The sequence below is a fragment of the Ruegeria discodermiae genome (assembly GCF_030758345.1).
GTDB lineage: Bacteria > Pseudomonadota > Alphaproteobacteria > Rhodobacterales > Rhodobacteraceae > Ruegeria_C.
Genome location: NZ_JAVAMO010000001.1, coordinates 461,229 through 483,670, shown reverse-complemented (window position 1 = coordinate 483,670; position 22,442 = coordinate 461,229). Strand labels below are relative to the sequence as shown.

General features: G+C 61.3%; 26 protein-coding genes and 1 tRNA gene. 15 read left to right on the top strand and 12 right to left on the bottom strand.

Features of this window, described 5'->3' with window-relative positions; all coding sequences use genetic code 11:
• Nucleotides 1-102: 102 nt before the first annotated feature.
• The 5 genes from eno to Q5Y75_RS02380 form a co-directional block, all read right to left on the bottom strand.
• On the bottom strand, nucleotides 103-1,380 hold the full coding sequence (gene eno, locus Q5Y75_RS02400) for a phosphopyruvate hydratase (RefSeq protein ID WP_306193927.1): 1,278 nt from the start codon (nucleotides 1,378-1,380) through the stop codon (nucleotides 103-105).
• Nucleotides 1,381-1,459: 79 nt separating this feature from the next.
• Nucleotides 1,460-2,365: a DMT family transporter gene (locus tag Q5Y75_RS02395; RefSeq protein WP_306193925.1), complete on the bottom strand. Its 906-nt coding sequence runs from the start codon at nucleotides 2,363-2,365 to the stop codon at nucleotides 1,460-1,462.
• Between the two features lie 66 nt (nucleotides 2,366-2,431).
• A complete protein-coding gene (locus tag Q5Y75_RS02390) occupies nucleotides 2,432-2,845 on the bottom strand; it encodes a Fur family transcriptional regulator (protein ID WP_306193923.1) in 414 nt (137 codons plus the stop codon).
• Between the two features lie 82 nt (nucleotides 2,846-2,927).
• Nucleotides 2,928-3,632, bottom strand: a complete 705-nt coding sequence (locus Q5Y75_RS02385) for an endonuclease/exonuclease/phosphatase family protein (RefSeq protein ID WP_306193921.1) — start codon at nucleotides 3,630-3,632, stop codon at nucleotides 2,928-2,930.
• 63 nt (nucleotides 3,633-3,695) lie between these two features.
• Nucleotides 3,696-5,114: a protein adenylyltransferase SelO gene (locus Q5Y75_RS02380; RefSeq protein WP_306193919.1), complete on the bottom strand. Its 1,419-nt coding sequence runs from the start codon at nucleotides 5,112-5,114 to the stop codon at nucleotides 3,696-3,698.
• A gap of 87 nt (nucleotides 5,115-5,201) precedes the next feature.
• Between Q5Y75_RS02380 and Q5Y75_RS02375 the strand changes: the two genes are divergently transcribed.
• Complete coding sequence (locus Q5Y75_RS02375; protein WP_306193917.1) at nucleotides 5,202-5,621, top strand: cupin domain-containing protein; 420 nt, start codon at nucleotides 5,202-5,204, stop codon at nucleotides 5,619-5,621.
• A 30-nt stretch (nucleotides 5,622-5,651) separates the two neighbouring features.
• Complete coding sequence (locus Q5Y75_RS02370) at nucleotides 5,652-6,566, top strand: fatty acid desaturase (RefSeq protein WP_306193915.1); 915 nt, start codon at nucleotides 5,652-5,654, stop codon at nucleotides 6,564-6,566.
• Between the two features lie 31 nt (nucleotides 6,567-6,597).
• Here Q5Y75_RS02370 and Q5Y75_RS02365 read toward each other — a convergent pair whose 3' ends face one another.
• On the bottom strand, nucleotides 6,598-7,710 hold the full coding sequence (locus tag Q5Y75_RS02365; protein ID WP_306193913.1) for an anhydro-N-acetylmuramic acid kinase: 1,113 nt from the start codon (nucleotides 7,708-7,710) through the stop codon (nucleotides 6,598-6,600).
• A 63-nt stretch (nucleotides 7,711-7,773) separates the two neighbouring features.
• Between Q5Y75_RS02365 and tyrS the strand changes: the two genes are divergently transcribed.
• From tyrS to Q5Y75_RS02345, 4 genes are all read left to right on the top strand, one after another.
• Nucleotides 7,774-9,030, top strand: coding sequence for a tyrosine--tRNA ligase (tyrS, locus tag Q5Y75_RS02360; RefSeq protein ID WP_306193911.1), 1,257 nt, complete (start codon nucleotides 7,774-7,776; stop codon nucleotides 9,028-9,030).
• Between the two features lie 92 nt (nucleotides 9,031-9,122).
• Nucleotides 9,123-9,569 (top strand): universal stress protein, encoded by a 447-nt coding sequence (locus Q5Y75_RS02355; RefSeq protein ID WP_306193910.1) that lies wholly within the window; start codon nucleotides 9,123-9,125, stop codon nucleotides 9,567-9,569.
• A gap of 78 nt (nucleotides 9,570-9,647) precedes the next feature.
• Nucleotides 9,648-10,403: an SDR family NAD(P)-dependent oxidoreductase gene (locus Q5Y75_RS02350; protein WP_306193909.1), complete on the top strand. Its 756-nt coding sequence runs from the start codon at nucleotides 9,648-9,650 to the stop codon at nucleotides 10,401-10,403.
• A gap of 10 nt (nucleotides 10,404-10,413) precedes the next feature.
• A complete protein-coding gene (locus Q5Y75_RS02345) occupies nucleotides 10,414-10,956 on the top strand; it encodes a sugar O-acetyltransferase (RefSeq protein ID WP_306193908.1) in 543 nt (180 codons plus the stop codon).
• A 152-nt stretch (nucleotides 10,957-11,108) separates the two neighbouring features.
• On the opposite strand, the gene Q5Y75_RS02340 is transcribed toward Q5Y75_RS02345, so the two are convergent.
• A complete protein-coding gene (locus Q5Y75_RS02340) occupies nucleotides 11,109-11,702 on the bottom strand; it encodes a sulfotransferase family protein (RefSeq protein ID WP_306193905.1) in 594 nt (197 codons plus the stop codon).
• A gap of 119 nt (nucleotides 11,703-11,821) precedes the next feature.
• On the opposite strand from Q5Y75_RS02340, the gene Q5Y75_RS02335 reads away from it, so the two are divergent.
• Nucleotides 11,822-12,733: a LysR family transcriptional regulator gene (locus Q5Y75_RS02335; RefSeq protein ID WP_306193903.1), complete on the top strand. Its 912-nt coding sequence runs from the start codon at nucleotides 11,822-11,824 to the stop codon at nucleotides 12,731-12,733.
• A gap of 104 nt (nucleotides 12,734-12,837) precedes the next feature.
• On the opposite strand, the gene Q5Y75_RS02330 is transcribed toward Q5Y75_RS02335, so the two are convergent.
• The 3 genes from Q5Y75_RS02330 to Q5Y75_RS02320 all read right to left on the bottom strand — a co-directional run bounded on the left by Q5Y75_RS02330 (nucleotide 12,838) and on the right by Q5Y75_RS02320 (nucleotide 15,982).
• Entirely contained in the window at nucleotides 12,838-14,643 is a 1,806-nt protein-coding gene (locus Q5Y75_RS02330) for an ABC-F family ATP-binding cassette domain-containing protein (RefSeq protein WP_306193902.1), read from the bottom strand.
• Between the two features lie 68 nt (nucleotides 14,644-14,711).
• Nucleotides 14,712-15,449, bottom strand: coding sequence for a GNAT family N-acyltransferase (locus Q5Y75_RS02325; RefSeq protein WP_306193900.1), 738 nt, complete (start codon nucleotides 15,447-15,449; stop codon nucleotides 14,712-14,714).
• Between the two features lie 86 nt (nucleotides 15,450-15,535).
• Entirely contained in the window at nucleotides 15,536-15,982 is a 447-nt protein-coding gene (locus Q5Y75_RS02320; RefSeq protein WP_306193898.1) for an outer membrane protein assembly factor BamE, read from the bottom strand.
• A 117-nt stretch (nucleotides 15,983-16,099) separates the two neighbouring features.
• Here Q5Y75_RS02320 and Q5Y75_RS02315 point away from each other — a divergent pair, with 117 nt between their 5' ends.
• The 8 genes from Q5Y75_RS02315 to Q5Y75_RS02280 all read left to right on the top strand — a co-directional run bounded on the left by Q5Y75_RS02315 (nucleotide 16,100) and on the right by Q5Y75_RS02280 (nucleotide 21,516).
• Complete coding sequence (locus Q5Y75_RS02315) at nucleotides 16,100-16,636, top strand: YceD family protein (protein WP_306193896.1); 537 nt, start codon at nucleotides 16,100-16,102, stop codon at nucleotides 16,634-16,636.
• 205 nt (nucleotides 16,637-16,841) lie between these two features.
• Nucleotides 16,842-17,048, top strand: coding sequence for a 50S ribosomal protein L32 (gene rpmF / locus Q5Y75_RS02310; protein WP_306193894.1), 207 nt, complete (start codon nucleotides 16,842-16,844; stop codon nucleotides 17,046-17,048).
• An 18-nt stretch (nucleotides 17,049-17,066) separates the two neighbouring features.
• Nucleotides 17,067-18,179 (top strand): phosphate acyltransferase PlsX, encoded by a 1,113-nt coding sequence (gene plsX / locus Q5Y75_RS02305; protein ID WP_306193893.1) that lies wholly within the window; start codon nucleotides 17,067-17,069, stop codon nucleotides 18,177-18,179.
• An 18-nt stretch (nucleotides 18,180-18,197) separates the two neighbouring features.
• Nucleotides 18,198-19,169 (top strand): beta-ketoacyl-ACP synthase III, encoded by a 972-nt coding sequence (locus Q5Y75_RS02300; RefSeq protein ID WP_306193891.1) that lies wholly within the window; start codon nucleotides 18,198-18,200, stop codon nucleotides 19,167-19,169.
• A gap of 97 nt (nucleotides 19,170-19,266) precedes the next feature.
• Nucleotides 19,267-19,572, top strand: a complete 306-nt coding sequence (gene ihfA / locus Q5Y75_RS02295) for an integration host factor subunit alpha (protein ID WP_306193890.1) — start codon at nucleotides 19,267-19,269, stop codon at nucleotides 19,570-19,572.
• 12 nt (nucleotides 19,573-19,584) lie between these two features.
• On the top strand, nucleotides 19,585-20,232 hold the full coding sequence (locus tag Q5Y75_RS02290) for a MerR family transcriptional regulator (RefSeq protein ID WP_306193889.1): 648 nt from the start codon (nucleotides 19,585-19,587) through the stop codon (nucleotides 20,230-20,232).
• A gap of 69 nt (nucleotides 20,233-20,301) precedes the next feature.
• A tRNA-Pro gene (locus Q5Y75_RS02285) sits at nucleotides 20,302-20,378 on the top strand.
• 58 nt (nucleotides 20,379-20,436) lie between these two features.
• Nucleotides 20,437-21,516 (top strand): 2'-deoxycytidine 5'-triphosphate deaminase, encoded by a 1,080-nt coding sequence (locus Q5Y75_RS02280; RefSeq protein ID WP_306193888.1) that lies wholly within the window; start codon nucleotides 20,437-20,439, stop codon nucleotides 21,514-21,516.
• A gap of 12 nt (nucleotides 21,517-21,528) precedes the next feature.
• Here Q5Y75_RS02280 and Q5Y75_RS02275 read toward each other — a convergent pair whose 3' ends face one another.
• Both Q5Y75_RS02275 and scpB read right to left on the bottom strand, forming a co-directional pair.
• Nucleotides 21,529-21,750, bottom strand: coding sequence for a hypothetical protein (locus Q5Y75_RS02275; protein ID WP_306193887.1), 222 nt, complete (start codon nucleotides 21,748-21,750; stop codon nucleotides 21,529-21,531).
• Between the two features lie 72 nt (nucleotides 21,751-21,822).
• Entirely contained in the window at nucleotides 21,823-22,434 is a 612-nt protein-coding gene (gene scpB / locus Q5Y75_RS02270; RefSeq protein ID WP_306195673.1) for an SMC-Scp complex subunit ScpB, read from the bottom strand.
• Nucleotides 22,435-22,442: the final 8 nt, after the last annotated feature.

The following is a 22,442-nucleotide window of genomic DNA, read 5'->3' as shown; positions in this document are numbered from 1 at the left end:
TGTCCGGTGGCTTGTCGGCAGCGACAGACCCGCCGCAGCGCCCGCAAAAGCAAAATCCCCGGCCAATCGACCGGGGTTTTGGATGTCTTCACGCTGCTTAACTCAACCGCGCAGGATAGAATGCCCTGCATATTGCGCGGTCTCTCCCAGCGCTTCCTCGATGCGGATCAATTGGTTGTATTTGGCCAGCCGGTCCGAGCGGGCCAGCGAGCCGGTTTTGATCTGACCGCAATTGGTCGCCACCGCCAGATCGGCGATGGTGGAATCCTCGGTCTCGCCCGAGCGGTGGCTCATCACATTGGTCATCCGCGCCCGGTGCGCCATTTCCACCGCGCGCAGGGTCTCGCTGAGCGTGCCGATCTGGTTCACTTTCACCAGCATCGAGTTGGCGCAGCCGCGCTCGATCCCCATCGCCAGACGTTCGGGGTTGGTCACGAACAGGTCATCGCCCACCAGTTGCACCTTGTCGCCAATGGCGTCGGTCAGCGCTTTCCAGCCGTCCCAGTCATCCTCGGACATGCCATCTTCGATCGAAATGATCGGATAGTCATTGACCAGCGCCGCCAGATAGGCCGCGTTTTCTTCCGAGGTCAGGGTTTTTCCTTCGCCGGACAGGACATAATTGCCGTCCTTGTAGTATTCCGTCGCCGCACAATCGAGCGCCAGGTAGATATCGTCGCCCGGTTTGTAACCCGCTTTCTCGATGGATTTCAGGATGAAATCCAGCGCGTCGCGGGTGCTGGACAGGTTGGGCGCAAAACCACCCTCATCGCCGATCCCGGTGGACAGGCCCGCCGCCGACAGCTCTTTCTTCAGCGTGTGGAACACTTCGGAGCCCATGCGGACCGCGTCGCGGATGTTATCCGCCGCGACCGGCATGATCATGAATTCCTGAATGTCGATCGGGTTGTCGGCATGTTCGCCGCCATTGATGATGTTCATCATCGGCACCGGCAGCACCCGCGCCTGGGTGCCGCCCACATAGCGATAAAGCGGCTGGGTGGTGAAATCAGCCGCTGCACGGGCCACGGCCAAGCTGACGCCGAGGATCGCATTGGCGCCCAGACGCGCCTTGTTCGGCGTGCCGTCCAGTTCAATCATGGTGCCGTCGATGGCTTCCTGCTCGGTGGCGTCAAAGCCCACCAACGCCTCGGCGATCTCGCCGTTGACGGCGGCCACCGCCTCCAGCACGCCTTTGCCGAGATAGCGCGCCTTGTCACCGTCGCGCTTTTCGACCGCCTCATAGGCCCCGGTCGAGGCACCCGAGGGCACCGCGGCGCGGCCCATCGTGCCATCTTCGAGCACGACATCCACCTCAACCGTCGGATTGCCCCGGCTGTCCAAAATCTCACGACCATAAATGTCGATTATCGTGCTCATGATGTTCTTTTCCCAGCTGGTTCCTGATTGAGGGCGTCTTAACAGAGTTGACCCGCAGGAAACCACACCTGATCGCGGCTCAAATCCCGGGAATTGCATCTTTTTCGGCTTGAGTGCCCGCCAAACGCTCGCGCCAGATCACATAGATGCCTGCCCCGACGATCACTGCAACCCCGATCAGCATCATCATATCCGGCCTTTCGCGGAACACGGTCATGCCAATGATCAGGGCAAATACGATGCGCGAATAGCGAAACGGGGTCACGAATGAAACCTCACCGACCCGCATCGAGGCAACAATCGCCAGATAAGCCGCCGCCGCAATCAGGATGAAGACCGCAAATATGACCCAGAGGTCTAGCGAGGTCGGGACAAAGGGCCGGTCGCTAAAAAGGGCCAGGATCACGGCGGAAGGGATCAAGGTCAGAAAGGCCAGAAAGCTGAGCTGCAGCGATGAGGTTTCGGCACCCACGCGCCGCGTTACCACATCGCGCACCGCCAGACCGATCACGCCCTGCACTGCAAAAAGAGATTTGGCGTCAAAACCTTCGGTGCCCGGACGGATCACCAGCAACACGCCCAGAAACCCGATCATAACCGCGCTCCAGCGGCGCAGGCCAACCTGCTCGCCCAGAAACAGCGCGGCCCCGAGGGTCACCACCAGCGGCGTCGCCTGCAATATGGCCGATGCCTGCGAAATCGGGGTCAGCGCAATGGCGGTCACAAAGCCAACCGTGCCGACAATCTCGGCCACATTGCGCAGCAGAACCGGCCCCTTCAGATAGGCCCGCGTCCAGAGCGGCTGACCGCTGATCTTGGTCATCGCGGCAAAGACGAGCGCGCCGCCTGTGCCCAGAACCGCCAATATCTGCCAGGTGGGCAGCAGTTCAGCCATCAACTTGATGAACATATCCTCGATCGCAAAGCCCAGCATCGCCAGCGTCATCAAGGTCGCACCGCGCAGGTTTGCGCCTATCTTGCTCATCTCGGTTCTCCTGCGGGATCGTCGGAGAACCCAGTGCAGGCTTTGGCCGGAATGCGCAAGCCCGCCTCAGCGTTTTCGCAGCGGGACGCCGTAAAGTTCCAGCTTGTGACCACGCAGCTCATAGCCCAGCTTGGCGGCGATTTTTTCCTGCAGCGCCTCGATCTCGGGGTCGACAAATTCGATCACCTCGCCCGAGTTCATGTCGATCAGGTGGTCATGGTGATCGCGTTCGGCATCCTCATAACGCGCGCGCCCGTCACCGAATTCCAGCCGGTCCAGAATGCCCGCCTCGTCGAACAGTTTGACGGTGCGATAGACGGTGGCGATGGAGATGCCCGGATCAATGGCGATGGCGCGGGCATAGAGCTCTTCGACATCGGGGTGATCGGCGCTTTCCTCCAGCACTTTTGCGATGACGCGGCGTTGCCCGGTCAGACGCAGCCCTTTGGCCTCACATCTGGTTATGATCGTACTGGACATAGTTCGCCCTCTGCTCCGTCTGGGTCCCCGGTTTAATGCCTTGCGCCTCGCAGCGCCACCGGATTTCGCTCAAAACCCGAGCTCAATCGCGCCGTCGCAGATCCGCCCAGACCGGCAGGTGGTCCGAGGCGATATGGGCGGGTTGATCGGAAAAGACCTCGTGCCGCACGGCTTCCAGTTCCGGCCCCAGTGCGATCCGGTCCAACGGGCCCAACGGCCGCAGGGCGGGAAAGCTGGGCAAGGGCCGCAGAAAGCGCATGCTGGGGGCAAGCCGGTCAAGGCTGGGCTGGCGCGACCAGTCGTTGAAATCCCCGGCCCAGACCGTGGGCATCACCGGCAGCGCGGCAATGTCCTGCGCCAGATGGGTGACCTGATGTCGGCGCGACTGCGCCAGCAGCCCCAGATGCAGCCCAACCACCCTGAGCGGGCCGATGGGCGTTGCCAGTTCCACCCGCACCGCGCCGCGCGGCTCAAACCCCGGCAGATCGTGATGGGCCAACGTGTCGACCGTGATTCCGTCGCCTTTCCAAATCACCGCATTGCCGTGCCAGCCCAGAGACCCCGCCCCGCCCAGATCAGCGATCTGCCAGCCGGCCTCATCCAGCACAAAATGCGGCAGCGCCGCCGGGCGCGGCGGCAGGCGCTTGTCGGCCTCTTGCAGCACCACGATCTGCGCGCCCAACCGGTCCAGCACCTGCAGGATACGCCGCGGCTGGCGCCGCAGGTCGAGCCCGACGCATTTCTGAATGTTGTAGCTGGCAAGGCGCAGCGTAGCGGTTTGGCGCATGAGGGGTCCGGTTCAGCGAGGCCGGTTCTTTTTGCGATGAGGTCGCTGCGGATGCAAGATTGCTCAGGTGCCGCAGAATGTCGCTTGAACCACTTCGCTCTCAGCCGGTGGCCGGGTCAGATCGGCATCATCGGGGTGATCGTCAAAGGGTTGCGACAGGACCGCGTTCAACCGGTGGAATGGCGCATAATCGCCCGCGACCGCAGCCTCGATCATCTGTTCGATGCGGTGATTGCGGGGAATAACCGAAGGGTTCGCGGCGCGCAGCACCGCTGCCGGGTCCGCCTCCCGCTCGGATCGGTCTTTCCAGCCGGGCTCCCATGCGTCATACGCCTCAGGGTCGAGGAACTGATCGCGAGCCTCACCGGTGCCAAGCGCGCGGAACGTGTTGGTGAAATCCGCCTGGTTCTCGGCCATGCGGGTCAAGAGATCGGCGATCATGGCCTGATCGCCCTCTTCCTGTTGCGTCAGTCCCAGCTTGGCGCGGAACCGGGTCAGCCATTCGGATTGCAGCAATCCGGGCATCGCATGCACGATCTCGGTCGCCTCTTCGACGCCCGCATCGCGGCTGTCCATCTGCTGGATCAGCGCGGTCGCAAACTGCGCCATGTTCCAGACCACGATATCGGCCTGATTCGAATAGGCATAGCGCCCCATCCGGTCGATCGAGCTGTAGACCGTGTTGGGATGATAGCTGTCCATGAAGGCGCAGGGGCCGTAATCGATGGTCTCTCCGGCGATCGAGCAATTGTCGGTGTTCATCACACCGTGGATAAAGCCCACCGCCATCCACTGCGCGATCAGCCGCGCCTGCGCCTCGCTCACCGCACGCAGCAATCCCATCGGCCCGTCGGCCTGCGGATAGTGGCGCTCAATCGCATAGTCTGTCAGGCGCTTGAGGTTGTCGGTTTGCCCACGCGCGGCGAAGACCTGAAAGGTGCCCACACGCAGATGGCTGGAGGCCACGCGCGTCAGCACAGCGCCGGGCAAGGCGGTTTCGCGATATACCTGCTCGCCGGTTTCAACCGCCGCCAGCGCCCGCGTGGTGGGGATACCAAGCGCGTGCATCGCCTCGGACACCACATATTCCCGTAGCACCGGCCCCAGCCAGGCACGCCCGTCTCCGCCCCGCGAATAAGGCGTGCGCCCCGATCCTTTGAGCTGGATGTCACGGCGCACCCCGTCCGTGCCCACCGTTTCGCCCAGCAGAACCGCGCGCCCGTCACCCAGTTGCGGGTTGTAATTGCCAAACTGATGACCGGAATAGAGCTGTGACAGCGGCGTGGCCCCCTCGGGGATGGCGTTGCCTGCAAAGACTTGCGCCATCTCTGTGACCTCACCGGGGGTGATCCCCATGAGTCGGGCCAGATCGGTGTTGAAGGCCAGCAGATGCGGCGCCGCCACCGGCTGCGGCTCCAGCCGTGTATAGAAGGCATCGGGCAGGCGGGCATAGCTGTTGTCGAAGGGGATCATCAATGTCATGGGCTGAACATATGCGCACGCCCGGGGATTGCCAGAGGCATCTGGCTTTGCGCATATCACCGGCAGCGCAAATCGGAAGGCACCATCATGACCGCAGACGAGATCATCGCCCATCTGGGTCTGGAGCAACATCCCGAGGGCGGCTGGTTCCGCGAGACCTGGCGCCCCGACACTCCCGGTCGCGCCACCGGCACCTGCATCTATTTCCTGCTCAAGGCGGATGAGCGCAGCCATTGGCACCGGGTCGATGCCACCGAGATCTGGCTTTACCATGCCGGAGCGCCACTGATCCTGTCGCTCAGCGCCGATGATCAGGGACCAGCGGCCGAGCATGTGCTGACCCCCGATCTGAGCAAGGGCCAGCCGCAAGTGATTGTGCCCAAGGAACATTGGCAAGCGGCGCGCACAACCGGCGATTACACGTTGGTTAGTTGCACCGTTTCCCCCGGCTTTGAGTTCGAGGGGTTCGAACTGGCCGCCCCCGGCTTCGACATCCCGCGCGCTTGACGTAAGCGGCACCCCGGCTAGGCTGCTTGGATGGATCACCGCGCTCTGATTGCCTCACTTCCGCCCGAGACCAAATTTGCGCTCACGGCGCGATCCGATGGTGCCGGTCTGCGCCATCTGGCTCTCTATGGCCTCGCGCTAGGTCTCACGAGTCTTGCCATCATCGCAAAAATCCCGCTCTGGCCGCTGCTGATCCTGCCGCAGGGGCTGCTTTTGGTGTTTCTCTTCACGCTCAGCCATGAATGCACCCATCAGACCCCGTTCCAGACCCGCTGGATTAACGAGGTGGTGGGCCATGCCTGCGCAGTCCCCATCGCCCTGCCCTTCATCTGGTTTCGTTATTTCCATCTGGCCCATCACAAATGGACCAATGACCCCGAGCGCGACCCCGAGCTTGCCGGCAAACCGCGCCCCGATAGCTGGCCGAGCCTGCTTGCTTACCTGAGCGGATGGTTCTACTGGCGCGGAATGGCGCAGGTGCTGGTTCAGAACGCATTCGGCAAAATCGACGCCCCCTACCTGCCGGATCGCCAGCACGCCGCCATGCGCCGCGAGGCCCGGCTTCTGCTCGCGCTTTACGGGCTGGGCGCGCTCAGCCTGCTCCTCTCACCGCTGCTGTTGTGGGTCTGGCTGCTGCCGGTGCTGCTCGGTCAGCCCTTCCTGCGGCTTTACCTTTTGGCCGAACACGGGCTCTGCCCGCCGGTCGCCGATATGCTGGAAAACTCGCGCACTACGTTCACCACCCGCCTGGTGCGGTTTATGGCCTGGAACATGCCCTATCATGCCGAACATCACGCCTTTCCCAACGTGCCGTTCCACAAGCTGCCCCAGTTTCACACCCTGACGCAGGCGCTTCTGAAATCGACCTCGAATGGCTATTCCGGGTTCGCGACCACCTATGCGCGCAGCATGCGCCGAGACCCGATCCGCCCGTCATCCGGCTAACAATATCCCAGGGGCAGCGCCCCGCGCCCGATCAGGCAGGCACCGGAATGCTCACAACCCCGCCGCCCACCAGCGCGCTGACCCCGGTGGTGCCGGGACAGCTGGTCGGCAAACCGCGCGCGACCCGGACCGCGAGATAGCCAAAGGCCTGCGCCTCCAGCATGTCACCGTTCAGGCCAACCACCTCAACCGGTTCTACCGGGCAATCGAGCGAGACCTCAAGCATCTGCATCAGTACCGGATTAAGCCGCCCGCCGCCGGTGACCAAAACCCTCGATGGCGGGACCGGACAATGCTCGACCCCTTGGGCCACACCGGCGGCACACATGCCAGTCAGCGTGGCCACGGCGTCAGCGTCGCTCAATTCGCGCACCAGCTCGATCATTTCAGAAAAATCGTTCCGGTCCAGAGATTTGGGTGGCATTTTTGCAAAGTATGGCTCGGCCAGAAACAGCTCCAGCGCGCCGGTTTCCACACTGCCCTTGCGCGCAAGCGCGCCGTCGCGATCCATCGGCAGGCCCAGCCGCGCCTGCACCAGATCGTCAATCGGCGCGTTGGCAGGCCCGGTGTCAAAAGCCAGCAGCGCGCCCGCATCTTCGGGGCGGTCGAAAATCGGATCAACAAAGGTCAGGTTGCCGACCCCGCCGAGGTTGAGGAAACAGAGCGGCTCACGCAGCCCGGCCCATTTGGCGCAGGCAAAATGGAAGAACGGTGCCAAGGGCGCCCCCTCGCCGCCAAGATTTATGTCATCCGATCGGAAATCCCAGACCACCGGCACACCCAGCGCATGAGCCAGCGCCGCGCCATCGCCCACCTGCAAGGTGCCGCGCCCACGCGGCTCGTGGCTGAGCGTCTGGCCGTGAAAACCGATCAGGTCGATCCCCTCATATCCCGACAGCGCCGCGCGATGCGCCTCGGTCACCAGATCGCCCGCGGCCTCGACCTCGGCCCCGTGCCACTGACCCAGCCCGGCGCGCAGCAACGCGCGGTCGGCCTCTGAATAGGCGCGATAGCCGGTCTCGCCGAAGCCGGTGATCACCTGCCCGTCGGTTTCGATCACAGCCGTATCCACCCCGTCCAGCGAGGTGCCCGACATCGCCCCAAGCGCCTTTACCGTGCCTGCCTTCGCAATGGCCCTATTCATGGCCTTTTCCTTCTCATTCCTGCCGCCTATAACCTGCCTCGCAATTCAACCCCGAGGCAAGACATGACCTACCATCCCAAATCGGATTTCATCGCAGTGATGATTGAGCGCGGCTTTCTGGCCGACTGTACCGATTACCAGGGCCTTGACGAGGCGCTGATCAAAGGGTGTCAGCCGGGGTATATCGGCTTTGACGCCACGGCCAAGTCGCTGCATGTGGGCAGCCTGATCCAGATCATGATGCTGCGCTGGCTGCAAAAAACCGGGCACAGGCCGATCACGCTGATGGGCGGCGGCACCACCAAGGTGGGCGATCCCAGCTTCCGCGCCGATGAACGCCCGCTGCTCGGCCCCGAACAGATCGACGCCAATATTGCCGGGATCAGGAAGGTGTTCGCCGCCTATATCGACTATGACAGCGGCGCGGAAAACGCCGCCCTGATGCTGAACAATGCCGAATGGCTGGATGATCTGAACTATCTCGACTTCCTGCGCGATATCGGGCGGCATTTCTCGGTCAACCGGATGCTCAGCTTCGAATCGGTGAAATCGCGGCTGGATCGCGAGCAATCGCTGTCCTTCCTCGAATTCAACTACATGATCCTGCAGGCCTATGACTTCCTTGAGCTGAACCGCCGCTATGGCTGCGTCTTGCAGATGGGCGGCAGCGACCAATGGGGCAATATCGTCAACGGTATCGACCTGACCCGCAGGGTGATCGAGGGCGAGGTCTATGGCCTGACCTCACCCTTGCTGACCACCAGCGACGGCAAGAAGATGGGCAAATCGCAATCCGGCGCGGTCTGGCTGAATGGCGATATGCTCTCGCCTTATGAATTCTGGCAGTTCTGGCGCAATACGACAGATGCGGATGTGGGCCGGTTCCTGAAGCTCTATACCGAGTTGCCCGTCGATGAATGCGACCGTCTGGGTGCGCTGGCAGGCTCCGAAATCAACGAGGCCAAGATCCGGCTGGCCAATGAGGTCACGACGCTGCTGCATGGGTCCGAGGCCGCCGCCAAGGCCGAGGCCACCGCCCGCGAAGTGTTCGAAAAGGGCGGCGTCGGTGGCGACCTGCCCACCCTGACGCTGAGTGCCGCTGATTTGGGGGACGGCATGTCCATCGTGCAATTGATCGTGAAATCCGGTCTGGCCAAATCCGGCAAGGAGGCCAAGCGCCTGATTGCCGAAAACGGTGCCAAGTTGGATGATGCGCCGCTGACCGATGCCGGGTTGATGATCGACGCGGGCGCACTGGCTGCACCGATCAAGCTGAGTGCGGGCAAGAAGCGCCATGCCCTGGTTAAACTGGACGTCTGACGCGGCGTAGACCCCCTTCTGTTGATCCATGTCATGGGGCAGGCGCTCTGCCTGCCCCATCATTGCGGCATGAACCAAAGAGGAGGGTACTAATGTTTGAGAAAATCGTTGTAGGCCTCGACGGATCGGAGCCATCGGATCGCGCCATGCGCGTGGCTTGCGAGCTTGCCGGAAAATTCGGCGCCCGGATCATCCTGGTCCACACACCGCAACCGCAGACCGTTGCTTTCGCCCTTGGCGCGACGATGGGCTATCACGCGGTGACAACCATGCCGACCGAGGTTGAGGTCAAGCAGGCCGCGGACAAGATCGTAAACGCGGGTAAGGCGATCGCCGACGAGAAAGGCATAGAGATCGCCGAAACCCATACCGATCGCGGCGATCCGGCCGAGCAGATCGTGCACTGCGCCGAAAGCGCGGGCGCGGACCTGATCGTCACCGGTCGGCGCGGGCTGGGCAACTTGCAGGCGCTGGTCCAGGGCAGCACCACGCAACGTATCGGAAAGCTGTCCAACTGCTCCTGCCTGTCTGTCGTCTGACGCAGGCCGCATCCAACACTGGACAGGACACCGGCTTCCCGGCTATTTGAACACATGTTCAAATAATGGAGCCTTGCCATGCAACTGCCCGATACAGCCGCGATCGTGACCGGGGGTGCCTCGGGGCTGGGAGAAGCCACCGCGCGCCATTTCGCCACGCAGGGCGCGCAGGTCACGCTACTGGACCGGGACGGCGAACGCGGAGCGCGCGTTGCCGACGAGATTGGCGGGCATTTCGTGCAGACCGATGTGACCGATGAGGGATCGGCTGCCGGTGCCATTGCCGTCGCGCTGGAGCGGATGGGAAAGATCACCGCCTGTGTGAACTGTGCAGGCATTGCGATCGGCATGAAAACCGTTGGCAAGGACGGCCCGCACGGGTTGGAACCGTTCCAGCAGACCCTCGACATCAATCTCGTCGGCTCGTTCAACGTCTCGCGCCTGGCTGCCTCCGAAATGGCCCGGAACGACTCCGATCCTGACGGCGCGCGCGGAGTGATCATCAACACCGCCTCGATCGCCGCCTTTGACGGGCAGAAAGGGCAAGCGGCTTATGCGGCCTCAAAGGGTGGAATAGTAGGGATGACCCTGCCGATGGCACGCGATCTGGCTTCCTCCGGTATCCGCGTGATGGCCATTGCGCCCGGCATCTTCATGACACCGATGCTGGCGGGTCTGCCGGAAGAGGTGCAGCAACAACTGGCAGCAGATGTCCCCAACCCACCCCGGCTGGGCGACCCGGCGGAGTTTGGGCGGATGGCGGGCTTCATTGTCGAGATGGGCTATCTGAACGGCGAGGTCATCCGGCTCGACGGCGCGTTGCGGATGAGGTAATTCCGGGCTCATGACCCAGAAAGCAAAAATGCTGGCAGGCGAATGGTATAGCTGCCTTGATGACGAATTGGAGATGATGCGACAGCGCGCCCGCACCGCCGTGCATCAACACAATACGATGCCGCCCGATGCAAGAGGTCAGATGGCGCCGCAACTGGCGGAGCTATTGGGTCATGTCGGCCGGGAGTGCATGATCGAGGCCCCGTTTCATTGTTCTTACGGGGTCAACCTGTCGCTTGGCGACCTGTCCTACCTGAATGCGGGTTGCGTCATTCTCGATTCCGCGCCGGTGCGGATCGGGGCTGGCACGATGCTGGGACCTGCGGTGCAGATCTATTGCGCGCAACACGCCAAGGACCCCGTCGAGCGCGCCAAAGGCATGGAGATCGCCCTGCCCGTCACACTTGGGGACAATGTCTGGATCGGCGGCGGCGCGACCCTCATGCCGGGCGTGACAATCGGCGATAACGCCATTGTCGGCGCAGGCAGCGTGGTTACGCGGGATGTCGCGCCCGACCAGACGGTTATGGGCAACCCGGCGAGGGCGCGCTAGTTGGAACATCACGCATCTTAGGCTCAACACAGTCGATGTTCTGAAGCCTGCATTAATTGCGTTACCGGTCAGTCTTGAAACAAGCTTGCCACATGTCAGAGCCAATGACGGCTCTGCGGACGAAGCGGACTTTGGCAACAATGATGAAATGGCTATGCGACTGAGCGAAACCCGGCCTTAGTATTACCCTTTGGGTATGCAATCTCTGGCTCTGAAAGACCAAGCCCGCTGCACAGTGGCTTCCAACCGGCTCCAAGCGGCAGATCAATCAGCCGGTCAGCGGGAACCTCGGCACGAACACAGGCGATCGATGCTTCGTAGATTGCAAGAACATGCGCTTTGTCGTCGATATTGCCCGCAAAGACCCGCTCGGTGACGACCCTTGAGCCAATACCCCCTACGTCTTTGCCTGATTTCAGAGCTTTCTGTATTGTGCCAGTGAAACTGGACCACCAATCTTCGGCGGGTCTGTGAGTCAAAACCACCTTTGCGTCTGGATAAAAGGCCATAGTATCACGCCAGTAAGCCGCAGAAGGCCAGTCCACGGCGCTGTTGAATCCGTCGAAAAGTTTCGGCCAATCAGGAACGGTTCCGTTCACGAATGCGCTCCAACGATCCCGTTGTTTCTCGCTGTCCATGACCTCGTACATGTGATGCGTGGGCCCAAGCCCCAGAATTTCAAGGGCACGCTTTAGGCTTTCTGTTCCCGTTCGTCCGAATCCAGCGCCAATCACTTTCAAAGTCATCTCAAATCTCCTGTCTCTAAGTCCTAATTCATGAAACTGAATTTCGACCGCGCATTGAACAATCAGATCAATTCGATATTCTAGATTGAACTTTTCAATCTAACTCTCAGGTCGCATCCATGTCCCTTTCACCTGAAATTCTCGCACTGGATTTTGCTGCACTGCGGACTTTGAAATTGGTTCACAAGCACCGTTCATTTGCAAATGCAGCCTCAGAATTGGGGATGAACCCATCCTCTATCAGCTATACCATCGAACGCGTCCGAAAAGCCGCCAAAGACCCACTTTTTATCAAACGGGGCGGTGGCGTTGTTCCTACGGAGCATTGTGACAGACTGATTAATCGCGTGGATGTCATTCTGGGAGAAGCTGAACAATTTCAAGATGATGAAGAGTTCAATCCTTGTCGCGCCGCTGGCGAAATCACCGTAAACATCAGCAGTTACGAAACGATGTTGGTTCTGCCAAATGTCGTGCGACGCCTCAGAAGCGAGGCGCCTGGTATCAGATTGGTGCTGAACTACAATTTTGGCTCGGCAAAGGATATTCTTCTTAGTGGACGCGCCGACATCTATCTTGGCCCACAGCGAATAGATACAAACGGTGTCTACGGAGAAGAATTCCTCAACAGCGAACAACACCTGTGCATGATGGACCCGTCAAATCCCCTGGCTGGAAGATCGGTCATTGATTTGGCCGATATTCGTGATGCCGACTTTATCTATTTTGAGCCGAGACCCGGATGGCAGCAGGCCCCTGTTCGCTATGCCAGAGAGCAGGGGATCAATCTTAACCGCGCGGTTGTAAGCAGCGATGCAATTTCCTTTGGAGACCTTCTCGTAGGAACAGACCTACTGGCTGCTCTGCCGTCCAGAATGGCGCAACGTTTTGCAGACCGATTGACCCTGAAGCCTTTCGCCTTCGAGACAGGTATGGCCGAGCACATGTATTGGACAGCCTCTTCCGATCGCTCAAAACTGGCCACCTGGGTGCGTTCCGTCATCAAAGAAGAAGCCCAAATGGGTCAGTAACGAAAGGCAACTTTGGACTCGGTGCGGACCTTCATAACGCGCCCGTTGCATCCCCATTTGGGGTAGTCTTGGCTTATTGGACGAACTGATCTGACGTTTTGAAGCTAGCCTTCGGCCTTTTCTTCCAGCAGCAACCATTCTTCTTCGGCGGCAGAGAGTTTTTCCTGCCGTTCCACAAGGGCTTGCGTGGCTTTCCGAAACTTGACCGGCTCGCGGGAGTAAAGCTCCGGATCACCCAACAAACCCTCCAGCTTGCCGATCTCGGCCTCCAAGCGCTCGATCTCGGCGGGCAGATTTTCCAGGCGGTGCTTTTCAGCGAAGGACAGGCCTGTTTTGGGTTTCGGGGCTGATTTGGGTTTGGGTTTCGCGCTTTTGGGCGCGTCTTTGACCTGCGGATCATCCGGTGCGCGCTGCGCCTGATAGTCGCTCCACCCGCCCGCATAAGCGGTGGCGCGGCCGTTGCCCTCCATGGCGATGGTTGTTGTGGCGATGCGGTCCAGAAAGTCGCGGTCGTGGCTGACCAGCAGCACGGTACCGTCATAATCGTCCAGCAGTTCCTGCAACAGATCCAGCGTCTCCACATCCAGATCGTTGGTCGGTTCGTCCAACACCAGAACATTCGAGCTTTGCGCCATCAGCTTGGCCAGGAGCAGCCGCGCCTTTTCGCCCCCCGACAGCGAGCGCACCGGAGCGCGGGCCTGCCGGTCGTCAAACAGAAACTCCTTGAGGTAACCCACCACATGTTTCGGGGTGCCGCGCACCATGACCTGATCGGCCTTGCCCGAGACCCGCATACTCGGATCGCCGGTCAGGCTGTCCCAAAGCGTTATGTCGGGATCAAGCTGCGCGCGGGCCTGATCGAACACGGCAACCTCCAGATTGGTGCCCAGCTTGACCTGACCTTCATCGGGCGGAACCTGTCCCAGCAGCATATTCAGCACGGTGGTCTTGCCGACGCCATTGGGGCCGACAAAGGCCACCCGGTCGCCGCGCTGCACCAGCAGGTCGAAATCGCGGATGAGCGGCTTGCCGTCGAAACTTTTTGCGATCCCCTGCGCCTCAATCACCTTGCGGCCCGATTTCGGCCCCGCCTCCAGCGCCATCGCCGCAGCCCCCTGCCGCCGGATCTGCGCGGCGCGTTCGGCGCGCAGCGCCTGCAACGCGCGCACCCGGCCCTGATTGCGGGTTCGCCGAGCGCTGATGCCCTCGACCGCCCAGCGGCTTTCGGATTTGATCAGGCGGTCCATCTTGTGGCGTGCGCTGTCTTCCTCTTCCCAGACCTTGTCACGCCAGGCCTCGAAGGCGTCGAAGCCCTTTTCCTGCCGCCGCACCATTCCCCTGTCGATCCAAAGGGTTGCGCGGGTCAATGCACGCAAAAATGCCCGGTCATGCGAGATCAGGACAAAGCCCGCGCGGGTGCTGGACAATTCCCGTTCCAGCCAGCCAATCGCCTGAATGTCGAGATGGTTGGTCGGCTCGTCCAGCAGCATCAGATCGGGCGCTTCGGCCATCAGCTTGGCCAGCGCCGCACGGCGACGTTCCCCGCCAGAGGCGGTATCGACCGGGCGGGCAGGGTCGAATTTCAGCCCCTCGCCCGCGCGTTCCACCTTGTAGAGCTCGCCCGGCCCCAGCCCGCTTGAGGCATAATCGCCCAATGTCGCAAACCCCGCCATATCCGGGTGCTGCTCCATATAGCCCACCGATTTGCCCGGCGGGATGGTGATCTCGCCCGCATCCGCTTCGACCAGTCCGGCCATCACCTTCATCAGGGTGGATTTGCCCGACCCGTTACGCCCCACCAGCGCCACGCGGTCGCCCGGCTGAACCACCAGATCGAGCCCGGAAAACACCGGATCGCCGCCGAAAGTCAGCGAGATACCGGACATCTGCAAAAGAGGAATACGTGCCATGCCCGCCAGCTAAACCGGCTGGCTCAGCGCGTCAACGTCCTGTGCCTAGTTGTTCCGATTGCGCCAGCTCACCCGGCAATCATGCGCAGCAGCCGTTTGCGCGCGGGGGGGATCGCGCCGATTTCCAGCCCTGTGAACACATGCAGGGTGTTCAGATCCCGGTCCACCACCGCATGATCGCTGACCCAGCCGCCCATCGCCAGATAGCTGCGCAGCAAAGGCGGCATCCGCAGCATCGCCTTTTTCGAATCGGGTTTGCGGCGCAGGCGCGCGGCAAAGCGGAACACATCAGGGGCCTTGACCCGCGGCAGCCAGCGTTTGGGGGCCAGATGGCGGTGCTTCAGCATCGCAAAAGCATCCAGATAGGCCTCGGTCTCGGTCCCGGCGAAGGAAGAACAGCCAAACAGCATCTCGATCCCGTTTTCATCCACATAAGCCGTCATCGCCCCCCAGGCCGTACGCAGGATATCGGGATCGCTATAGTCCGGGTCGATGCAGAACCGGCCCATTTCCACCATCCGCCCTTCAAACGCCTTCAGGGCCGACAATTCATAGAATTGCGCCGAATAGCTGCGCCCGATCTCTGACCCGCCCTGCATGTCGAACAGCCGGAAGCAGCAAACCAGATGATTGTCCGCCCGCGTATCCTCGACCAGTACATGCTGGCACTGGTGGTCATAAGAATCGCTGTCCATGGTTTCAGTGGCAAAGGCCCGTGTGCGCAAGCCTTGCGCGGCGGCGATATCCGCCTCGCCCGCCGCAAGCCGCGCCTGGTAGCGCCCGTTGTTCAGCATCACCTGCGCCATGATCGCGCCCTCCGCAGTGCTGTACGACTTCCCGATGGGTGGGTCACTATCACGCAAAGTATGACACAAGATTGACGGCTTCCAGATTATTCCTGTGACGGAAGCACCGTGCCCGGATCGAAGTTACCCAGGTTGCCCAGCAGCTGCCGCAGGAAGGTCTTGTCCTCAAGGCTCGATTCGGTCACCCGGCGCTGCAATGTCACCACCTGGCCCTTTTCCAAGCCAAAACGTTCGATATTGCGCACAACGCCCGAGTTGTCGAAACTGATCGCCACCAGCTCGCGCGACACGATCTGGGGTGCGCGGGCGCCATAATGGCGGAAGCGGGTCTGCACATAATAGAAGCCACTATCTTCAAGCACGCCTGACGCGGTTGGCGCACCGATCGATTCGATCACGCTGTCGCGCGTGTCGACACCAACGGTGACTTTCGACAGGTCTTCGGCGGGCGGGACATAGCCGTGGTTGCGATAGATCTCGGCACAAGCGGACAGGCACAGTGCAAGAGCCCCCATCACAACGATGCGGGACATCCTCTGTCCTGGCAGCTTTGCAGCGTCTATCATCCCGGCCCCCTTGCCTTGGCTGTGCGCGCCTTTTATCCCGATTACATAAACCGGCCAAGTGGTTCAACCAACGAAAGTCCTGTCATGCCCCACAAGGATGTGTTTCGGGTCGCAGACCTGCCCCAGAACAGCCCCACCCAATTCCATCTGCGCCCCGCAGCACCGGAACTGTCGCGGATCGCTGCGGACCTGGATTTGCTGGGCCTGCGAAAACTGGTTTTTTCGGGCGATATCGCGACCCAGGGTCGCAAGGACTGGGCGCTCACCGGCAAGCTGGGCGCCACGGTCGTGCAGCCCTGTATCGTGACGCTTGAGCCTGTAACCACCCGCATCGACATTCCCGTCAAGCGGCTGTTCCTGGCGGATTGGCAGGAGCCCGAAGCCTCCGAGGTTGAAATGCCCGAGGATGACGAGACCGAGGCGCTGCCCCCCGAACTGGACCTGTCGCAGATCATGACCGAGTCGCTGGCGCTGGCGCTGCCGCTCTATCCCCGCAGCGCAGGGGCTGACTCCGGCGAGATGGTGTTCACCGAACCGGGCAAGACACCGATGCGCGACGAGGATGCCAAACCCTTTGCAGGATTGGCCGATTTGCGCGATGCGCTCAAAAAAGAGCCATGACAACACCGCTTTGGCATGTCATAGGACGCGACCAGAAAAACCGCTTGAACATGACGAGATTCGCAGTATTTTCGCGCGCTCATCGGATTTAAGGTTGGACAATGCGGGGGCAACGCCCTACACGCGCGTCACACCAAGAGAAACGTAGACAATAACCGGCCCTCCGGCACTGACCGCGGCCCTTAGCGAGACAAAGGTTGAGACAATGGCTGTCCAACAGAATAAAGTATCCAAGTCGCGCCGCAACAATCGCCGCGCGCACGATGCACTGGTTGCTGCAAACCCGAACGAATGCCCCAATTGCGGCGAACTGCGCCGTCCGCATCACGTGTGCCCGTCCTGCGGCCACTATGCTGACCGCGAGGTCATCGCTCAGGCCGACGAGATCGATCTGGACGAAGACGCGGCCTGAATGGTTGCAGACTGAAGCATGACGGCACAGCCCGATCAAACCGGATCAGCCCCCGGATCGACGAAAGGGCGGATCATCATCTCGGTTGATGCGATGGGCGGTGATGCCGGTCCTTCGGTCGTCGTGGCGGGAATCGCCAAATCGGCGGAAAAGAACCCCAATATCGGGTTCATCCTGCACGGTCCGGAAGACAGCTTGCGCAAGCTAGTTGCGAAACGGCGCGGCCTTGAAGGTCGCGTCGAATTTCGTGATGCGCAGGACGTTGTCACCATGGATGACAAGCCCAGCCAAGTTGTGCGCGGCGGCAAACAGACCTCGATGTGGTCGGCTTTGGATTCGGTGCGCAATGGCGAGGCGTCCGGCGCTGTCTCCTGCGGCAATACCGGCGCGCTAATGGCGCTGAGCATGATGCGCCTGCGCAAACTGCCCGGAGTGAACCGGCCTGCCATCGCGATCCTGTTCCCCTCCCGCAATCCGCAACGGTTCAACGTGATGCTGGATGTGGGCGCGGATGTCCGCGCCGATGCCCGCGATCTGCTGCAATATGCGCTGATGGGCGCATCCTACGCGCGCAACGGGATGGAGCTTCCCCGCCCCCGCATCGGGCTGCTGAATGTGGGCACCGAAGAACACAAGGGCCGCGCCGAGTTGAAAGAGGCCCATGCGCTGATCTCGGAGTTTGCCGACCGGTCGAACTTCGATTTCGCCGGATTCGTCGAGGGCAGCGATATCACCGGCAACGTGGCCGACGTGATCGTGACCGACGGGTTTACCGGCAATGTGGCGATCAAGACCGGCGAAGGCACTGCCAGTATGGTCGGCGGGCTGCTGCGCGAGGCGTTCGAATACTCGTTCCTGTCTCGGCTGGCCTCGGTTCTGGCGATCACCTCGCTCAACCGCCTGAAAAAACGGATCGACCCGCGCCGGGTCAATGGTGGCGTGTTCCTCGGGCTGAACGGCACGGTTATCAAATCCCATGGTTCGGCCGATGACACCGGTGTGTCGGCCGCCGTCAAACTGGCCTTCACCCTTGCGCAGTCCGGCTTTACGGAAAAACTGGCCGCACGGGTTGCATCCACCGGCGAGCTTACTCAAGATGCCGCTCACGCCAATGAGACGGCAGAACAATAACAAATACACAGGTGACCCATGACAGGCCGTGCAGTCGTCAAAGGCATTGGACACTATTTGCCCGAGCGCATCGTTCCAAATGCCGAGTTCGAGGCGACACTGGACACGACCGATGAATGGATTCGGACCCGGTCTGGCATTGAACGGCGGCATTTCGCCGCCGAGGGTGAGACTACCTCGGATCTGGCGTCAAACGCCGCCCGCGCCGCACTGGCGGATGCTGGGCTGGAGCCAGATGACATCGACGCAATCATCGTCGCCACCTCGACCGCTGATCTGACCTTCCCCTCTGCCGCAACGATGGTGCAATCAAAGATCGGCATGACACGCGGATTTGCCTTTGATGTGCAGGCGGTCTGCGCTGGTTTCGTCTACGCTTTGTGCAATGCCAACGCGCTGATCCTGTCCGGTCAGGCCAAACGCGTTCTGGTGATCGGCGCCGAGACATTCTCGCGGATCATGGACTGGTCGGATCGCGCGACCTGCGTGTTGTTCGGCGATGGTGCCGGCGCGTTGGTCTTGGAATATCAGGACGAATCCGGCACCAATGCCGATCGCGGCATCCTCTCGGTTGACCTGAATTCCGATGGCCGTTTCAAGGACCTGCTTTATGTGGATGGCGGCGTATCGACCCAGACCACCGGGCAGTTGCGCATGCAGGGCAACCAGGTCTTCCGCCACGCGGTTGAAAAGCTGACCAATGCCGCCGAGACGGCTCTGGAAAAGGCGGGGCTGGAAAACAAGGACGTCGACTGGATCGTGCCGCATCAGGCCAATATCCGCATCATCCAGGGCACGGCCAAGAAAATGGGCCTGCCGATGGAGAATGTGGTCGTCACGGTGCAGGATCACGGCAATACATCCGCTGCTTCCATCCCGCTGGCCATGTCGGTGGGCAAGGCGCGCGGTCAGATCAAACAGGGCGACCTGATCGTGACCGAGGCGATCGGCGGTGGGCTGGCTTGGGGCGCTGTTGTCCTGCGCTGGTGATCCGGCACAAACCAGCCCAGCCAAACGATTGAATTTCATTGATATTGACAGAGAAAAACCCGGCACCCTATGCTCGCTCAATAACAAGGGGATCAGCATGGGCGACAAGACTTTAACCAGAATGGATTTGAGCGAAGCCGTTTTCCGCGAAGTTGGATTGTCGCGCAATGAAAGCGCGCAACTGGTGGAAAGCCTTCTGAACCACATGTCGGATGCTCTGGTGCGCGGCGAACAGGTCAAGATCTCGTCCTTCGGCACCTTCAGCGTGCGCGACAAATCGGCCCGGATCGGGCGCAACCCGAAAACCGGCGAAGAAGTACCGATCCAGCCGCGCCGTGTTCTGACCTTCCGTCCCTCGCATCTGATGAAAGACCGGGTCGCCGACGGCAACCGCAAAACCTAGGACCACCTCCTTATGGCAAAGTCTCGTGACGCGTTTCGCACCATCAGTGAAGTTGCGGACTGGTTGGGTGTGCAAGCCCACGTGCTGCGGTTCTGGGAAAGCAAGTTCACCCATGTAAAACCGGTCAAACGCGCCGGTGGGCGGCGCTATTACCGGCCTGCCGACATGCTGCTGCTGGGTGGCATCAAACGCCTGCTTCACGATGACGGCATGACGATCAAAGGCCTCCAGAAACTGCTGCGTGAAGAAGGCGTGGCCCATGTGCAGGGGTTTTCACAAAGCCTGGAACAGAGAGCCCCTGACGATCTGTCCGAAGCTGCAAACGTCATCCGGCTGCATGAACCGCCGATCGAAGCGCGGCCTGTTGTTTCCCAGATCGATATGGATTTGTCGGAGCCTCCAGCAAAGCCTGCCCCGGTAGTAGAGGCTACGGCGACGAGCACAGAAGCCCCCGAATCGGAAACGGTCGATCCGATATCAGCCACCGAACCGCTGATCCTCGAACAGCCCGATCTGGCCCATGAAAGCAGCCTCTCCCACGCGCCCGGACCGCTGTCGAAACTGGCGCGAGTCGCCCGGTTTGACCCCGCCGACCTGCCCGCAGCAGCACGCGTCGCGCGGAATCTGAAAACCTGGATCGAGCGGCAGGCAGCGCGCTGAGACGGATAAGAAAAAGGCAATGATTTCCTCTTGCCCCCGCCCGCAAAACCTTTATGAACACCTCAAAGTCGGGCTATGGCGCAGCCTGGTAGCGCGTCCGTCTGGGGGACGGAAGGTCGCAGGTTCGAGTCCTGCTAGCCCGACCAATTCACACCCTCGCTGCAAGACTGCACTCCGGCCCCAAAGGGAATGGAGCAGTTTTGTATGACCGGTGTTTGCCCGAACCAGCAGATCGAAGCGATGATCGCCGCAGGCGAGATCATCGCGCCCGCGCCGATGCCCGAGGGGCAGATCCAGCCCGCCAGCCTTGATTTGCGTTTGGGCGCAGTGGCTTACCGCGTACGCGCCTCGTTTCTTGCAGGTGAGGGCAACTCGGTGGCCGAACGGCTCTCTGAATTTGAGATGCACCAGATCGACCTGAGCCAGGGCGCGGTTCTGGAAAAGGGCTGTGTCTATCTGGTGCCGCTGATGGAATCGCTGGCCCTGCCCGCCGATATCAGCGCGGTGGCCAATGCCAAAAGTTCGACCGGGCGGCTTGACCTGCTGACCCGCACGATCACCGACGGCGGCACCGAGTTCGACCGGGTGCCCGCAGGCTATACCGGGCCGCTTTATGCCGAGATCTGCCCGCGTTCCTTTTCGGTGCTGGTCCGGCCCGGCATGCGGCTTAACCAGATCCGCTTTCGCACCGGGCAGGCCGTTCTGACCGACGATCAATTGCGAAAGCTGCATGGCGAAACCCCTCTGGTTGATGGCGAGGCGGTGATTCAGGACGGGTTGGGCTTCTCCGTCGACCTGCGCCTGCCCGAGACCGATCTGGTGGGCTACCGCGCCAAGCCGCATACCGGTGTGATCGATCTGGACCGGATCGGCGCCTATGACCCAGCAGAATATTGGGAGGAAGTGCACAGCAGCGATGGTCGCATCATCCTCGATCCCGGCGCCTTCTACATTCTGGTGAGTCGCGAGGCGGTGCATATCCCGCCCGATTACGCCGCTGAAATGGCGCCTTATCTGGCCATGGTCGGGGAGTTCCGGGTGCATTACGCCGGATTCTTTGACCCCGGTTTCGGCCATGCCGCTGCGGGTGGATCAGGCTCGCGCGGAGTGCTGGAAGTGCGCTGCCACGAGGCACCATTTGTGCTGGAGCACGGGCAGGTCGTGGGCCGTCTGGTCTATGAACGCATGGCAGAGACACCCTCGCAACTTTATGGCGCGGGTATCAGCTCGAACTATCAGGGTCAGGGGCTGAAGCTGTCGAAGCACTTCAAGCCCACAGGTTAACGGACTGATATTTCAGAACTTCGTCATCCGCGCACTCATCCGCGCCGCCCTCTTTGCCTTGCGCGTGTTTTCCTTCTGAGCGCGCGTAATCTCTGGGCTTGGCGGAGCGTCGGCTTGCGCACCGGCTCCCTTGCCCTTGCGCGCCATGGCGTCGATTCCGGCATCAACACCCCGGAACACCACCCGCTGCATCACCCTGCGGATCACCATGTTCAGAAGTCTTTCAACATTCATCAGCCTTGCCTCTCTGCTGAGCCTCACCCTGCAAGATAGCGCCTGATTGCGCCAATTTCAGGGCCTGTCCGTTCACTCTTCCTCGAAGAGCTCGATCTGATCCTCGTCGTCGGACTCCTCGCCCGCGTCCTGCCCCTCACCCAGCGGCATCGCCCCCGGCGGGGGCCGGTTTTCCAGCAGGCCAGCGGCGCGCAACTCCTTCAGGCCCGGCAGATCGCGGGCGCTTTCCAGCCCGAAATGGTCGAGGAATTCGGGCGTGACCACAAAAGTCACGGGGCGGCCCGGCGTCATGCGGCGGCGGCCCAGTCGAATCCACTCCATCTCAAGCAATTGATCGATGGTGCCGCGTGAGACCGAAACCCCCCTGATCTCTTCGATCTCGGCCCGTGTGCAGGGCTGGTGATAGGCGATGATCGCGAGCGTCTCGATCGCGGCGCGGCTCAGTTTGCGGGTTTCAACCGTTTCCTTCTGCATCAGAAAGCCCAGATCGGGCGCGGTGCGAATGGCCCAGGCCTCGCCCACCTGCACCACACGCACGCCGCGCCCCTCATAGCGCTTGCGCAGCAGTTCCAGCGCCTGGGACGCGTTGCTGCCATGGGGCATCCGGGCTTCCAGATCGCGCACGCTGACCGGATCGGGGCTGGCAAACAGCACCGCCTCGACCATGCGTTCCTGTTCGGCCATGGGCGGCG